The sequence below is a fragment of the Chryseobacterium rhizoplanae genome (genome assembly GCF_900182655.1).
Taxonomy (GTDB): domain Bacteria; phylum Bacteroidota; class Bacteroidia; order Flavobacteriales; family Weeksellaceae; genus Chryseobacterium; species Chryseobacterium rhizoplanae.
The window spans coordinates 927,840-940,649 of the sequence record NZ_FXTC01000001.1; the positions used below are offsets into that span (position 1 = coordinate 927,840).

Sequence of the window (12,810 nt, forward strand, 5' to 3'; positions counted from 1 at the left end):
GGTCAAGACTATTTAGGTCTTAACCAGTTTTGAAATTCATTGAACCTTTATAGGTTGCAAATATTTTTAAAGAGCGAATTTTATAGTAAAACCAACATTTCCTTGCTTGTGGCCGTTAGAATGATCAATAAACAAATATTAAATTTGCTAAAATAGCGTTGTTGAGTCATTATGATCTAAAATAGACCCTTTAGACGTATATTTTAATGATGATGATGTTCTCGATTGAGAAATTCTCGTCGAAAGACGAGAAAAATAAAAAATAATCCTATATAACCCAAGCTATTGGGTTAAATCTGTTACGGATTCCTGCGATTTTAGGTAAGGAGTTCCTTGACCTCTTTCAATGTATGATTTTAGGCTTGCCGTAAATTGTTTCCAGCCGTCCGAGCAGATCTGATAGCATTCAATCTTCGGATGAAGCCCCTGATGTTCCAGGTGTAATGTGGTGCCATCATCCGATCCGGCGATTTTCCAGCTAATGGTCGTACCGATCCATTCTTTTTTGTTTTCCAGGCCAGGAATATTTAACAATGAGTCTTCTACGTGCCAGACCACTTTTGCATTAGGGTGTAGTTCCTGTACCCTAAATTGTTTGAAAACCTGTTCGCCAAAACGAATGGTAAAAGATTCACCCTGTTTATCTGAAATGCCTTCAAACATTTCAGTCCACCAAAGCGGAATGGCAATTGTAAGTGCAGCAAAGACCTTTTCGGCCGTTGCATCAAAAAATATTGTACTTCTGTAATTTTCCATTTGATCGATTTATATTTTTTTACTGTAATACTCAAAATTACGCTTTAATAGCTAATGATCGCTTGGCATAGGACAAGTAATTATCACTGAATCAGAAGTATTTTGCTTAATGATAAAATGGCTGAACAACAGGTATATATAATCTAATTTATGTATTTTTAAATCACTAAACAATTATTGTTAAAATGCGCTATACTAACGAGAACATCATTATAAGGGAATTTAATCCACAAGAACTTCATTTATTCCTTGATCTGTTTAAAAGTGAGCAGGTTTCCCGCTATCTTCCTTACAAATCTCCCGAAGAACTTAAAAATATGTTTGAAAAGGCACTTCTCGATTATAGGCAGGGCCCGCTTAGCAGATGGGGAATTTTTGACCTGCAAAGTGGCGATTTTGTAGGAGTATGTATGGCTAGGGTATTCTCTGAAAATACCGATTGGATCGAAATAGGATATATGCTGCGTGAAAATTATTGGGGAAAAGGTATAGGAACACAGGTGAGTAGGGCAGTAGTCAGTTATTGCCTTGCAGCTGATCGGGGAAAAGAAATTGTTGCCCTAACCGACACTGATAATATAGGTTCACAAAAAGTACTTCTTAATAGTGGATTCGAAAGGCAAGAAAATTTAGTCAGGGATGATAAAGAACTTGCTTATTTTAAATTACAGGAAAAGACTCATTCTTGAACATCCAGATTGAGACCATCAATGAGAGCTGAGAAGTAAGTTTATTTGAAAAATCTGCATTTTCTCGTTCAAAAAAAAATCCTGCAAAAAATTAAATTTTGCAGGATTAATCAAGCTTTTAACGCATTTTGAAGATTTCTTCATTAATGCCAGTGGAGAATACGGGATTCGAACCCGTGACCTTTTGACTGCCAGTCAAACGCGCTAGCCAACTGCGCCAATCCCCCATGTCTTCTTTTATTGCGAAGCGGGTACAAAAGTAAGTATTTAAATAATATATGCAACTATTTTGTGGTTTTTATTTGATAAAAATTTGAAACAGGATAGATCTGAATATTGAGCATGTGCAAAATTTATATGCAGAACATTATGTATTGTATTCATAACCACTTTAGAACATTCTTTTTACAAATTGCAATACTAACTTTTTTATGCTAAGCTCAAATTCCGCTTTAAAAATCAGTATTATTGTAAGAAAATAATTTTCTGCAATATTGACGGAGCATTGGACATTTTTTTAATCATCAAAAGAATGGCTGTTATCCTAAATGTTTTAATACCATATTGTTAATCAGCTAAAATTAAAAATGATACTCAAAATATTAGCATTCGGAATCACGAAAGATATTTTCGGAACCTCGGAAAAAGAAATAGAAATAGATGAAGGTGCAGATGTTAAAGCACTGAAAACACTGTTGGAAAAAGACTTTCCGGAACTGAAAAAACTTAAATCCTATTTTATTGCCGTTGATGATGAATATGCAGAAGACAGCCACATCATAACGGTTTCTAACGAAATAGCAATAATCCCTCCGGTAAGCGGCGGATAATAGATATGATAGATATAAAAATAACAGATAACCCACTGGATATCAAAGAATGTTTTACCCTTGCTTCCGATCCGGCATGTGGGGGAATTGCATCATTTGTAGGGACAGTACGAAATCATACCAAAGACAAAATTGTCACCAGACTTGAGTATGAGTGCTATGAATCTATGGCTGTTAAGGAGATGCGGAAAATTGCAGATAAAGCTATTGCTTTGTTTTCAGTAAAAAATATTGTAGTTCACCATCGTACCGGAACCTTATTTCCCGGCGATACAGCGGTGATAATTATCGTAAGCGATGGGCATAGAAATGCGGTTTTCGATGCGTGCAGCTATATTATTGAGACGATTAAGCAAACTGTTCCTATCTGGAAAAAAGAAGTGCTGGAAAACGGGGAAGAATGGGTTTCTGCACATCCCTAAATTTTGTACCTTTACTAGACCAGTTATTTAAATTATGAAAGCCGATCTGTTATCCAATAAGTCAGTCAAGCAGTTAGAAATTGTCAAAGTCAATGAAAACAGCAGTTTCCGTTTTACAGATGATATTTCTATAGAAGAACCTTTGGAAATAAGGGTTTCATATCTGGCCACAGATCAAAAAGAATCTAAAAATATATCCGTAACCATGCGGACTCCCGGAAACGACGCAGAGCTGGCAGCAGGTTTTTTATTTACGGAAGGAATTATTTCCAACCGGAGTCAGATTAAAAATATATATTACCCGGAATCAGAATGTTCCAGAAACAGCGAAAATGCTGTCATTGTTGAGCTTATTGATAATTTTGTTCCTGAACTTAAGAAAGCCGACCGAAACTTTTATACAACTTCCAGTTGTGGCGTATGCGGAAAAGGCTCCATAGAATCTATACGGACCGTAAGTCCTTTTCTTCATCAGAAAAAAGAAAATACGGTTGTTTCCCTTGAAACCATCTATCAGTTATCCGAAAAATTATGCTCTTTCCAGAATAATTTCAGTGCTACAGGAGGTATACATGCTTCCGGTATCTTTGATTTGGAGGGCAATCTGCTTGCTTTACGGGAAGATGTAGGAAGGCATAATGCATTGGATAAACTTATAGGTCATGCGTTATCTGCGGATTTGCTTCCTCTTACGGATAAAATTCTGGTTTTAAGCGGTAGGGCCAGTTTTGAACTTATTCAGAAAGCGGCAATGGCAGGAATTACAATTGTCGCAGCAATAGGAGCACCTTCCAGTCTGGCGGTAGATCTTGCAAAAGAATTTGATATTACCTTATTGGGCTTTCTCCGGGATAACCGTTTTAATATCTACCATAGCGGGAACCATTTTAAAATTGAAAATTTATTATGAAAATAAGAATTAAAGACAATTCAGTAAGATTTCGTCTTACGCAGTCGGAGGTTGCAGAACTAGGAAAGAGTGGAGTCATTTCTAGCTTTACAGAATTTACAGACCGTCCGTTTATTTATACTATCGAAAGAACTGATGATACAGAACTTTCTGCAGCTTTCATTGAAAATAAAATTGTTCTGAAAATGCCCGGAACAATGATCACAGAATGGATTTCAACAGACAGAGTCGGTTTTGACGGACAATCCGGGCTGGTGAAAATTTTAATAGAAAAGGATTTTGTATGCATTGATAATACTTTGGAAGATCAAAGCGACAATTATCCTAACCCAAGTTTAAAGTGCTAAATTTTTTAAATTAAAAAATCATGGAAAACAGAGATGAATTCAATACAATAAAACAGGACAAATGCCAGCTACCTTCAGCAGAGCCTCCTTATAAACTGCTGGATTTGAAATTGAAACCACCAAAACTCTGGGCAGCGGGATTTCCGGCTGTTATCCATTCACTGGACCAGCTGGTGCTCAATGCCTCTGTTCTCCGTGGAGGAAGGGCACTTTTCAGTATGAATCAGTTTGACGGTTTCGATTGTCCGAGCTGTGCCTGGCCGGATCCGGATGACGAACGCTCCAAATTAGGTGAATACTGTGAAAACGGGGCAAAAGCCCTGGCAGAAGAGGCAACCTCAAAAACAATTGGAGCAGAATTTTTCAGAGACAATTCAGTGTATGATTTAGCAAAACTTACAGATTTTGAAATCAGCCAGTTAGGAAGAATTGCAGAACCCATGTACCTTCCGAAAGGCGGAACACATTATCAGCCAATAACCTGGGATGATGCTTTTGCAAAAATTTCAGAAAAACTGAATGCTCTGGATTCTCCTAATGAAGCCATATTCTATACCTCGGGAAGAACCAGCAATGAAGCCACGTGGGTGTACCAGCTGTTTGCCCGTGAATTCGGAACCAATAACTTTCCGGACTGTTCCAATATGTGCCACGAAACCTCTGGTTATGCACTTTCCAGAAGCATTGGCATTGGAAAAGGAACGGTAAAGCTGGAAGATTTTTATGATACCGATCTCATTATGATCATAGGGCAAAATCCGGGAACCAATTCACCGAGAATGCTTTCCGCCCTTACAAAAGGGAAAAAGAACGGGGCAAAAATTATGGCCATCAATCCGCTTCCTGAAGCTGGTTTAAAAGGTTTCAAAAATCCTCAGGAAGTTCGTGCTTTGCTGAATAAGCCTTATGAATTGTCAGATTTATATCTTCCCGTGAAGATCAATGGAGATATGGCACTTTTAAAAGCCCTTCAGATTCTGGTATTGGAAGAAGAAGCTAAAAATCCGGGAAAAGTTCTGGATCAGGATTTTATAATTAATAAAACGGCAGGTTTCAACGAATTGGTTGAAGAATTGAAACGCTATGATCTCAATTTCTTATCAGAAGAATGTGGAATTTCGGTTGAAGATCTAAGAGAAGCCGCACAAATGATTGCTTCAAAAAAACGCATTATTATTTGTTGGGGCATGGGAATTACCCAGCAGCATAATGGTGTGGAAATGATTTATAATATTGTGAATCTCCTGTTGATGAAAGGAAGCATAGGAATTCAGGGTGGAGGAGCCTGTCCTGTTCGCGGCCACAGCAATGTGCAGGGGAACAGAACATTATTGATTAACCATCATCCTACGACTGAGCAATTAGACAGATTGGAAGAATATTATGGCTTTAAAGTTCCCAGGGAAGGCGGTTACGATGTTGTGAACGCATTGAAAGCAATGCACCAGGAAAAAGTGAAGTTTATGTTCTGTATGGGCGGAAATTTCCTTTCGGCAGCACCGGATACAACCTTTACCGCAGAAGCCATGCGAAAACTGGAAATGTCTGTGATTGTCTCTGTAAAACTGAACAGAGGCCATCTTATCCATGGAAAAGAAGCTTTGATCTTACCCGTAATTTCCAGAAGTGAAAAAGATATGATCAATGGAGAGCTCCAGCATGTAAGTACAGAAAATTCAATGGGTGTTGTGGAATGGTCAAGAGGTGTTCTAGATCCTATTTCAAAGCACCTCATCAACGAAACGCATGTTGCCTGCAGAATGGCAAAAGCTGTTTTAGGTGAACGTTCTGTGGTAGATTGGGATCAATTTATTAATAGCTATGATGCCGTTCGTAATGATATTGAGCAATGTATTCCGGGATTTGAAAACTATAACGAAAGAGTAGTGCAGAAAGGAGGTTTTTACCTTCCGAATGGGCCGAGGGATGGGATCTTCAACAGTGAGTTTTATCCGGGAAAAGCTGCTTTTAATATAACCGCTGTGCCTGACAATTCGCTTGCTGATGATGAATATCTGATGGGAACCACCAGAACACACGACCAGTTCAATACGGTTGTTTATGGCTTGAATGACCGTTACCGCGGGATTTTCAATGAAAGAAGAATTGTCATGATGAACGAAAAAGATATTGAGAAGGCCGGCCTCAAAGAAGGAGACCACGTAGACCTTTTCAATTATGATGATGGAATCGAAAGAATAGCCCCTCTTTTTATTGTCGTAAAATATCCTATCCCACAGAAAAGTACCATGACCTATTTTCCGGAAACTAATGTTTTGGTATCTATTAATAACGTAGTAAATGGTGCCAATATGCCTGCTTCAAAATATGTCCGTATCAAAATCCGGAAACACAGTCCTGAGATTTTTAAAAAGATTGATGATCATGTAATTGCAGCAGCCGGCACAGGTCTGGAACCTTCTTAAATGAAACAAGTTATAATCATGAAGAAACTGTTTTTTGCAGTCATAATTTCTTTTTATGGCATAATAGTATCAGCTCAATCTGGATTTAAATTAAAAATTTCCGGAGAAATTGTACAACCTTTGGAATTAAGTCTGTCCGATCTTTCAAAAATGCCTCAAAAAGAAGCGATATTGAAGGATAAAGAAGGAAAAACACACGCTTATACAGGAGTTTCTATTCAGGATATTCTTACTTGGGCTAAAGTTCCTTCAGGGAAAGATTTACATGGAGAAAATCTGTCGAAATATCTTCTTGTAAAATGTGCAGATGGATATCAGGTTTTGTTTTCTCTGGCAGAACTTGATTCATCAATTGCTGATAAGAAAGTGATTGTTGCAGATATGATGGATGGCAAACCTTTATTGCGGGAGAAAGGTCCGTTACGTATGATTGCCGAAGGAGAAAAGAAACCTGCGCGCAGCAGTTATCAGGTTACGGAATTGATCATAGGATCAGTAAAAAAATAACTGTCGAAATAATATTTTAGAGTGTAATAATGATCATAAGAAAAAAGGAACACTGGTTCAGAATGCTTTTTGTATGGCACGGTTCTGTTTTGCCTGCATTGCTTCCCCGTTTGGGATTGCTTTTAATGCTTTCTTTATTGGTGACCTATTTCCATGGAACCATTCTTTCGTTTAAGGTTCCTTTAAACCCTGCACCCCTTACGCTTTTCGGTTTTGTATTGGCCTTATTTCTCGGATTCAGAAACAATGCCAGCTATGACCGGTTCTGGGAAGGACGTAAGTTATGGGGAGCTTTGTTGAACACGGCCCGTGCATTGACCCGCCAGGCACTCACCTTGAAAAATTTAAATAATAATCATGTTTCAGTTCATCATTTTGTTCAGCTGCTGAGTGCTTTTGTCTTTGCGCTGAAACATCAGCTGAGAGGAACAGATGCCTATGAAGATTTACAGGTAAGGCTTGATGAAGACCAAATGAAAATTGTAGCAGCATCCAAATATAAACCGGCAGTTATTATGCGATTGCTTGCAGAGTGGGTTCAGAAAGCAAAAGAGGAAGGCATTATGGATTCTATTCAGCAGGCACGCTTTGATGAAAATTTTGATAAGCTTTCTGATATTTTGGGAGGATGCGAAAGAATTATTTCAACGCCAATTCCTTATAGCTACAGGGTTTTGCTGCATCGGACAGTGTATATCTATTGTTTTCTGCTGCCGTTTGGATTGGTAGATTCATTAGGATGGTTTACACCGCTTATTGTGGTATTTGTAGCTTATACCTTTGTTGCGTTTGAAGCGATAGCGGATGAGATTGAGGAGCCTTTTGGAACAGACGCTAACGATTTGGCTCTCAATAGCATGTGTATGATGATTGATGAAACGATTCATGAGATGGCAGGAGAACAGATTGCTGCTTCTCAAAAAATAACTCAGAATATTATTGATTGACAGGGCTAAAAGATAATTGTATGAAGGTTTCAGAAAAAAATGTGATTTATACAATCGGACATTCTGTTCATTCATTGGATGATTTCATTGCAATGCTTTATTCGTTTAACATTAAATTTTTAGCAGATATCCGGAGATTTCCGGGATCAAAAAAATATCCGTGGTTCAATAAAGAAAATCTGGAAAAGATACTTCCTGAAAATACTATTGAATATATCCATCTTGAAGAATTAGGAGGGAGAAGAAAGGTACAGCCCGGTTCGAGAAACAGCCGATGGCGGAATGAATCTTTCCGGGGATATGCTGATTATATGCAAACCTCAGAATTTGTAACCGCGGTCGAAAAGCTGGAACATATTGCCAGGGAAAAGACAACTGCTTTTATGTGCTCTGAGGCGGTATGGTGGCGCTGTCACAGATCTATGGTCTCTGATTATCTTAAAGCAAGAGGTTGGAAAGTAGAACATATTATGAATGTCGGAAAAATAGAAGAACATCCTTATACCTCCCCAGCAAGAGTATATGATGGAAAGGTTTTTTATTCAGATGAAAGTTTATTTGATTAAAAGATAAATAGAAAGAATCTGCGCTCACAAAAATTTAGACTGCAATCTTAAGGCTGTATGGTATTAATACCGCCTTTTAAAGAAAACACTTCTTTGTCAGGGAAAACCTCTTTTATCTTTTTTACAGCTTGTGCACTGCGCTGCCCGGATTGACAATACACCAAAAGAGGTTTTGACAAACCGGAAAAGGAATGTACATGATGTTGTAGTTCCTCCACAGGAATATTGGTTCCGCCGATATTGAAATGTTGGTGCTCTTCCACAGAACGTACATCTATAATTTCAAAATGATCTTTCTCCTGCATCAGCTGTTCAAAAGTAATAACCTGAACAGTCTGGGGCAAAGCTGTAATTTCTGCAGATGTTTTTCTTAATTTAATAACCTGGGTTTTGCCGTTCAGAACATTCATCAGCCATAATTTTCCTGCTAATACATCCTGTGGCTGGGTAAAATATTTTATAACTTCATTGGCCTGCATACATCCAATAATGCCTGCTAACGTAGGAATTACACCGCCTTCTCTGCAGTTAGGAACCTGAGATTCTTCCGCATCAGGAAAAACATCACGGTAATTGGCGGAGTAAGTGCCATCTTCCTGTAAAACATTCCAGATGCTTACCTGGCCTTCATATTGGTAAATAGCACCATAAACTAAAGGTTTTCCAGCCAGAACACAGGCATCATTCAACAGACATTTCGTTTCAAAATTATCTGTTCCTTCCACAATAAGATCGAATTCAGAAATCAAATCCATAACATTGGAGGAAGTTACTTTCAGACGATAAGGAATTATGGAAATAGCTGGGTTTTGCTGTTGTAGTTTTTTTGCAGCAGTATCTACTTTATACGTTCCGATATCCTGGGGAGTATATAGAATCTGGCGGTGCAGGTTACTTTCTGAAACGAGATCATCATCCGCAAGAGCAATTGTTCCTATTCCTGAAGAAACCAGATATTGTGCCGTGGGACAGCCAAGACCTCCCATTCCCACAATCAGAACTTTAGCATGATGAAGCAATTCCTGGGAAGAAATACCAAAACCCGGTAAAGCAATCTGGCAGTTATAACGTTCAAAAGGATCACTCATAGGTATGTTTTTATGATTTCTTTAGAATTTCCTTTGCTTTTGTCATTTCTTCCGGGGTATTCACATTCATTAAAGCATCAGGGTTGTTGGGTTTCAGAATCAAAGTATCACTGTTCATCAGAACTTTTCTGGGACAGGTATTTCCTAAGCCTAAAAAATTCAGGAGTAAGGGATAGCTTTTAGGTTCCCAAATGGTGATCAAAGGTTCCGGTAAACCGTCAAAAGGACTTTCGTAAGTTGTTGCCGCCTTTTCAGCATCTCTGGACCGGATCAGAAATTCTAATGAGTTTTTGTCCAAAAGAGGAAGATCACAAGCTACCACCAGCCATGCTTTATCTCTTTGGGCACGCAATGCCGAAAGTATTCCACCGAAGGGGCCCATATTTAAAAAAGTATCGGTAAGGGCATTATAATCCGTATCGAAATGTTCCAATTGATCCTGTCTGCAGGAAATAAAAACATTTTCACAAAACGGAGCCAAAAGATCAGCTGCATAATACCGCTGTTCTTTCCCGTGCCAATTGATTTTATCTTTAGGATTTCCCATCCGAAGGCTTTTTCCTCCTGCAAGTACCAACCCGTTCAATTGAGGTAAATCAGTCTCTTTTGAAATCATTTTTTCCACCTGATTTTTCTATTAGTTTTATCTCTTTGATCACAATATCATGGCTCATCGCTTTGCACATATCATAAATAGTAAGGGCGGCAACAGATGCTCCCGTAAGAGCTTCCATTTCGATACCTGTTTTAGCTTCAATCTCAGCAGTGCAATAGATTTCAATCTCGTTTTCAGCATTGATATCAATATCTATTTCACAGTTATCCATACCAATTGGGTGGCAGAGTGGGATTAGTTCGCCTGTTTTTTTAGCGGCCATTATTCCGGCAATAATAGCGGTCTGAAATACCGAGCCTTTTTTAGTTTTGAAATCATCCTGTTGAAGTGCGGTAAAAATATTTTCAGGAAGTATTACAACCGCTTTAGCCGTCGCTTTTCGGTGTGTAATTTTTTTCTTCCCGACATTTACCATACCCGGTTGTTCCTTTTTATTAAGATGTGAGAAATTTGTCATGAGTAAGATTAAAAATTATATTTCCAGACTTTGTACACTTCGCCCTTCCTGAATTCAGTTTTTTCCAGAGGAAGTTCTATAAATGCATCGGTTTCCGCAAGGTGGGAAAAATCTCCGGAACCATTGGTATTGACAGATTCTGCAATGATCTGCCCTGACGGATTCATATTGAGTTTTACCTGTGCAAAATACTGCAATGGAAAAGGGAAATCAAGATCATTCTGCAAAACCGCATATTGGACTGTTTCCGGAATCTCTAAAGATCTTTCCAGCCAGGGAATAAAATACCGGTGAAGACACATAAATACGGAAACAGGATTCCCGGGAAAGGCAAAAACAAGTTTTTCATTCCGGCTTTTTCCGAACCAAAAAGGTTTTCCGGGTCTCTGCTTTATTTTGTGAAAAAGTTTTTCTATTCCCGCTTCTTCGCAGGCTTTAGGCAGATAATCAAATTTTCCCATAGACACTCCGCCGCTCATCAGCAAGATGTCATACGTTTCAATACATCGCGAAAGCTCGTTCTTTATTAATTGAAAATCATCATTCCAATGCAGCAGGTCTGCACTGATCTTATATTTTTCCAAAACGGATTTTATAGTGATTCCATTGGAACGTCTTAGCTGGAATGGAGTAGGATAATCTTCAGGGGATACCATTTCGTCTCCGGTGGAAATAACAGCAACCCTGGGAAGTTTTTTTACGGTTAACAATGTTTTTCCGACGGATGCAGCAATCCCGAGAATGGAGGAGGTAATGACCTGATTGGCTTTTACCAATATTTCTCCTGCCTTTTTATCTTTTCCTTTCAGATGGATATTCTGTCCTTTTTTTATCGGAATCGTAAAGCTCGCCAGATTATTATTAATTGAAATATCTTCATAACGAATCACGGTGTCTACAGAAGAATCTAAGGCGGCTCCGGTCATGATTTCAATGCATTCGTCTTCAGTATCAATAGAAGCAGGAACTTCTCCGGCGGCTTGTACAGCTTTTATTTTGTAGGTGTGATATCCATTTTCATATGAATTAAAATGTATTGCAATTCCATCTACCGTAGACCTGTCAAAGGGTGGCAAATCGGAATCTGCTGTAATATTTTCAGCTAAAATTCTTCCTAAAGCATTTTCATAGAAAACTTCTTCCGTTCCAAAGTTTTTGATTTGGGAAAGTATGATTTCTTCTGCCTGTTGTACACTGATCATTTCCATAATTATCCTCCGATTGTTGCCATAGACTGATGAATTTGTGACGCGGTAAGACTCTCTTTTTGAGCTTCCCAGCCGTCCTTTGGTTTGTTCTGAATGCTGTTGATGATTATATCTTTCAGCTCTTCATCTGTTTTACCCATCCGTATCTCATCTTTGAGATTTATGCCTGTACCTTCATAAAGGCAGGTTCTGAGAATACCGGAAGGCGTAATTCTTATCCTGTTGCAATCTCCGCAAAATGAACGTGTATACGCTGCAATGATTCCTATATTTCCTGTAAAACCGGGAACATTATAATTATATGCCGTTGAATTTTTGGGATCTTGAATCTTTTGTATTTCAGGGAAATATTCTTTTATATAGCGGTAAATCTGTGAGAAATTCCATTTCAGCGAAATATCTGTATCACCACCATTGAAAGGCATTTCCTCAATAAAACGTACATCAACGGGAAGGTCTTTCGTAAGTTCCACCAAAGGAATAATATCTTCAATATTTTCATTTTCCATCACCACCGTATTGATTTTTACTTTGATATGATGCTGAAGGAGACCATCCAACGTTTCCATGACCTTATCAAAGCTGTTTCTTCTGGTAATTTTGAAAAACCGGTCTTTATCCAAGGTATCAAGGCTTAGATTAACAGATTTTATCCCGAATTTTTTAAGTTCCGGAATATAAGGTTCGGTAAGAAGACCATTGGTTGTTAAACTAAGATCAGTCAGACCATCTAATTCTGATATTTTCCGGATAAGTTCAATACTGTTTTTTCGTACAAACGGTTCTCCTCCGGTGATTCTGATTTTATCTACGCCCATTTTTGTAAATACGGAACAGATTCTGAGCATTTCCTCATCAGTCATTAACTCATTTTGCTTAATCCAGGTAAGACCATTTTCCGGCATGCAGTATGTACATCGGAGATTACAGCGGTCTACAATTGCAAGCCTGAGATAATTAATATTCCTTCCAAATTTATCTGTCAACATTTTAAATACGATGAGTCCTATTACAAATATACTGAATGTTTTTTGTGGGAGT

General features: G+C 38.3%; 15 protein-coding genes and 1 tRNA gene. 9 read left to right on the forward strand and 7 right to left on the reverse strand.

The features are described from left to right. Positions 1-282: 282 nt before the first annotated feature. Positions 283-756, reverse strand: coding sequence for an SRPBCC family protein (locus FN817_RS04000; RefSeq protein WP_142716809.1), 474 nt, complete (start codon positions 754-756; stop codon positions 283-285). A gap of 185 nt (positions 757-941) precedes the next feature. Between FN817_RS04000 and FN817_RS04005 the strand changes: the two genes are divergently transcribed. Then, a complete protein-coding gene (locus FN817_RS04005; RefSeq protein WP_142716810.1) occupies positions 942-1,445 on the forward strand; it encodes a GNAT family N-acetyltransferase in 504 nt (167 codons plus the stop codon). Between the two features lie 153 nt (positions 1,446-1,598). On the opposite strand, the gene FN817_RS04010 is transcribed toward FN817_RS04005, so the two are convergent. Continuing rightward, a tRNA-Ala gene (locus FN817_RS04010) sits at positions 1,599-1,672 on the reverse strand. A gap of 360 nt (positions 1,673-2,032) precedes the next feature. On the opposite strand from FN817_RS04010, the gene FN817_RS04015 reads away from it, so the two are divergent. From FN817_RS04015 to FN817_RS04050, 8 genes are read left to right on the forward strand one after another with little or no spacing between them, the layout of a single operon-like run. Further along, positions 2,033-2,275, forward strand: a complete 243-nt coding sequence (locus FN817_RS04015) for a MoaD/ThiS family protein (RefSeq protein ID WP_142716811.1) — start codon at positions 2,033-2,035, stop codon at positions 2,273-2,275. Between the two features lie 5 nt (positions 2,276-2,280). Beyond that, entirely contained in the window at positions 2,281-2,697 is a 417-nt protein-coding gene (locus tag FN817_RS04020) for a molybdenum cofactor biosynthesis protein MoaE (RefSeq protein WP_142716812.1), read from the forward strand. Between the two features lie 34 nt (positions 2,698-2,731). After that, entirely contained in the window at positions 2,732-3,607 is an 876-nt protein-coding gene (gene fdhD, locus FN817_RS04025; protein WP_142716813.1) for a formate dehydrogenase accessory sulfurtransferase FdhD, read from the forward strand. Continuing rightward, positions 3,604-3,954, forward strand: coding sequence for a DUF7009 family protein (locus FN817_RS04030; RefSeq protein WP_142716814.1), 351 nt, complete (start codon positions 3,604-3,606; stop codon positions 3,952-3,954). The genes fdhD and FN817_RS04030 overlap by 4 nt, the downstream gene beginning before the upstream one ends. A 20-nt stretch (positions 3,955-3,974) precedes the next feature. After that, on the forward strand, positions 3,975-6,380 hold the full coding sequence (locus FN817_RS04035; protein ID WP_142716815.1) for an FdhF/YdeP family oxidoreductase: 2,406 nt from the start codon (positions 3,975-3,977) through the stop codon (positions 6,378-6,380). Between the two features lie 18 nt (positions 6,381-6,398). Continuing rightward, the gene (locus tag FN817_RS04040; protein ID WP_142716816.1) at positions 6,399-6,887 is read left to right on the forward strand and encodes a molybdopterin-dependent oxidoreductase; all 489 of its coding nucleotides are present in this window, start codon (positions 6,399-6,401) and stop codon (positions 6,885-6,887) included. Positions 6,888-6,916: 29 nt separating this feature from the next. Then, complete coding sequence (locus tag FN817_RS04045) at positions 6,917-7,834, forward strand: bestrophin family protein (protein ID WP_142716817.1); 918 nt, start codon at positions 6,917-6,919, stop codon at positions 7,832-7,834. Positions 7,835-7,854: 20 nt separating this feature from the next. After that, complete coding sequence (locus FN817_RS04050) at positions 7,855-8,400, forward strand: DUF488 domain-containing protein (protein WP_142716818.1); 546 nt, start codon at positions 7,855-7,857, stop codon at positions 8,398-8,400. A gap of 47 nt (positions 8,401-8,447) precedes the next feature. On the opposite strand, the gene FN817_RS04055 is transcribed toward FN817_RS04050, so the two are convergent. Genes FN817_RS04055 through moaA form a run of 5 tightly spaced genes read right to left on the reverse strand, consistent with a single transcriptional unit; the run spans position 8,448 to position 12,758 of the window. Continuing rightward, positions 8,448-9,488, reverse strand: coding sequence for a HesA/MoeB/ThiF family protein (locus FN817_RS04055; RefSeq protein WP_142716819.1), 1,041 nt, complete (start codon positions 9,486-9,488; stop codon positions 8,448-8,450). Between the two features lie 10 nt (positions 9,489-9,498). Continuing rightward, complete coding sequence (locus FN817_RS04060; protein WP_142716820.1) at positions 9,499-10,104, reverse strand: NTP transferase domain-containing protein; 606 nt, start codon at positions 10,102-10,104, stop codon at positions 9,499-9,501. Further along, positions 10,085-10,561 carry a cyclic pyranopterin monophosphate synthase MoaC gene (gene moaC, locus FN817_RS04065; RefSeq protein WP_142716821.1) on the reverse strand — a complete coding sequence of 159 codons (477 nt, stop codon included), beginning with the start codon at positions 10,559-10,561 and terminating at the stop codon, positions 10,085-10,087. The genes FN817_RS04060 and moaC overlap by 20 nt, the downstream gene beginning before the upstream one ends. Positions 10,562-10,569: 8 nt before the next feature. Further along, positions 10,570-11,769 carry a molybdopterin molybdotransferase MoeA gene (locus tag FN817_RS04070; protein ID WP_142716822.1) on the reverse strand — a complete coding sequence of 400 codons (1,200 nt, stop codon included), beginning with the start codon at positions 11,767-11,769 and terminating at the stop codon, positions 10,570-10,572. A gap of 2 nt (positions 11,770-11,771) precedes the next feature. Beyond that, the gene (gene moaA, locus FN817_RS04075; RefSeq protein ID WP_142716823.1) at positions 11,772-12,758 is read right to left on the reverse strand and encodes a GTP 3',8-cyclase MoaA; all 987 of its coding nucleotides are present in this window, start codon (positions 12,756-12,758) and stop codon (positions 11,772-11,774) included. Positions 12,759-12,810 lie beyond the last annotated feature (52 nt).

Bases quoted from the DNA above. Each gene is read 5' to 3' on its own strand.
- FN817_RS04000 (WP_142716809.1), bottom strand. From the start codon at position 756: ATGGAAAATTACAGAAGTACAATATTTTTTGATGCAACGGCCGAAAAG.
- FN817_RS04005 (WP_142716810.1), top strand. From the start codon at position 942: ATGCGCTATACTAACGAGAACATCATTATAAGGGAATTTAATCCACAA.
- FN817_RS04015 (WP_142716811.1), top strand. From the start codon at position 2,033: ATGATACTCAAAATATTAGCATTCGGAATCACGAAAGATATTTTCGGA.
- FN817_RS04020 (WP_142716812.1), top strand. From the start codon at position 2,281: ATGATAGATATAAAAATAACAGATAACCCACTGGATATCAAAGAATGT.
- fdhD (WP_142716813.1), top strand. From the start codon at position 2,732: ATGAAAGCCGATCTGTTATCCAATAAGTCAGTCAAGCAGTTAGAAATT.
- FN817_RS04030 (WP_142716814.1), top strand. From the start codon at position 3,604: ATGAAAATAAGAATTAAAGACAATTCAGTAAGATTTCGTCTTACGCAG.
- FN817_RS04035 (WP_142716815.1), top strand. From the start codon at position 3,975: ATGGAAAACAGAGATGAATTCAATACAATAAAACAGGACAAATGCCAG.
- FN817_RS04040 (WP_142716816.1), top strand. From the start codon at position 6,399: ATGAAGAAACTGTTTTTTGCAGTCATAATTTCTTTTTATGGCATAATA.
- FN817_RS04045 (WP_142716817.1), top strand. From the start codon at position 6,917: ATGATCATAAGAAAAAAGGAACACTGGTTCAGAATGCTTTTTGTATGG.
- FN817_RS04050 (WP_142716818.1), top strand. From the start codon at position 7,855: ATGAAGGTTTCAGAAAAAAATGTGATTTATACAATCGGACATTCTGTT.
- FN817_RS04055 (WP_142716819.1), bottom strand. From the start codon at position 9,488: ATGAGTGATCCTTTTGAACGTTATAACTGCCAGATTGCTTTACCGGGT.
- FN817_RS04060 (WP_142716820.1), bottom strand. From the start codon at position 10,104: ATGATTTCAAAAGAGACTGATTTACCTCAATTGAACGGGTTGGTACTT.
- moaC (WP_142716821.1), bottom strand. From the start codon at position 10,561: ATGACAAATTTCTCACATCTTAATAAAAAGGAACAACCGGGTATGGTA.
- FN817_RS04070 (WP_142716822.1), bottom strand. From the start codon at position 11,769: ATGGAAATGATCAGTGTACAACAGGCAGAAGAAATCATACTTTCCCAA.
- moaA (WP_142716823.1), bottom strand. From the start codon at position 12,758: ATGTTGACAGATAAATTTGGAAGGAATATTAATTATCTCAGGCTTGCA.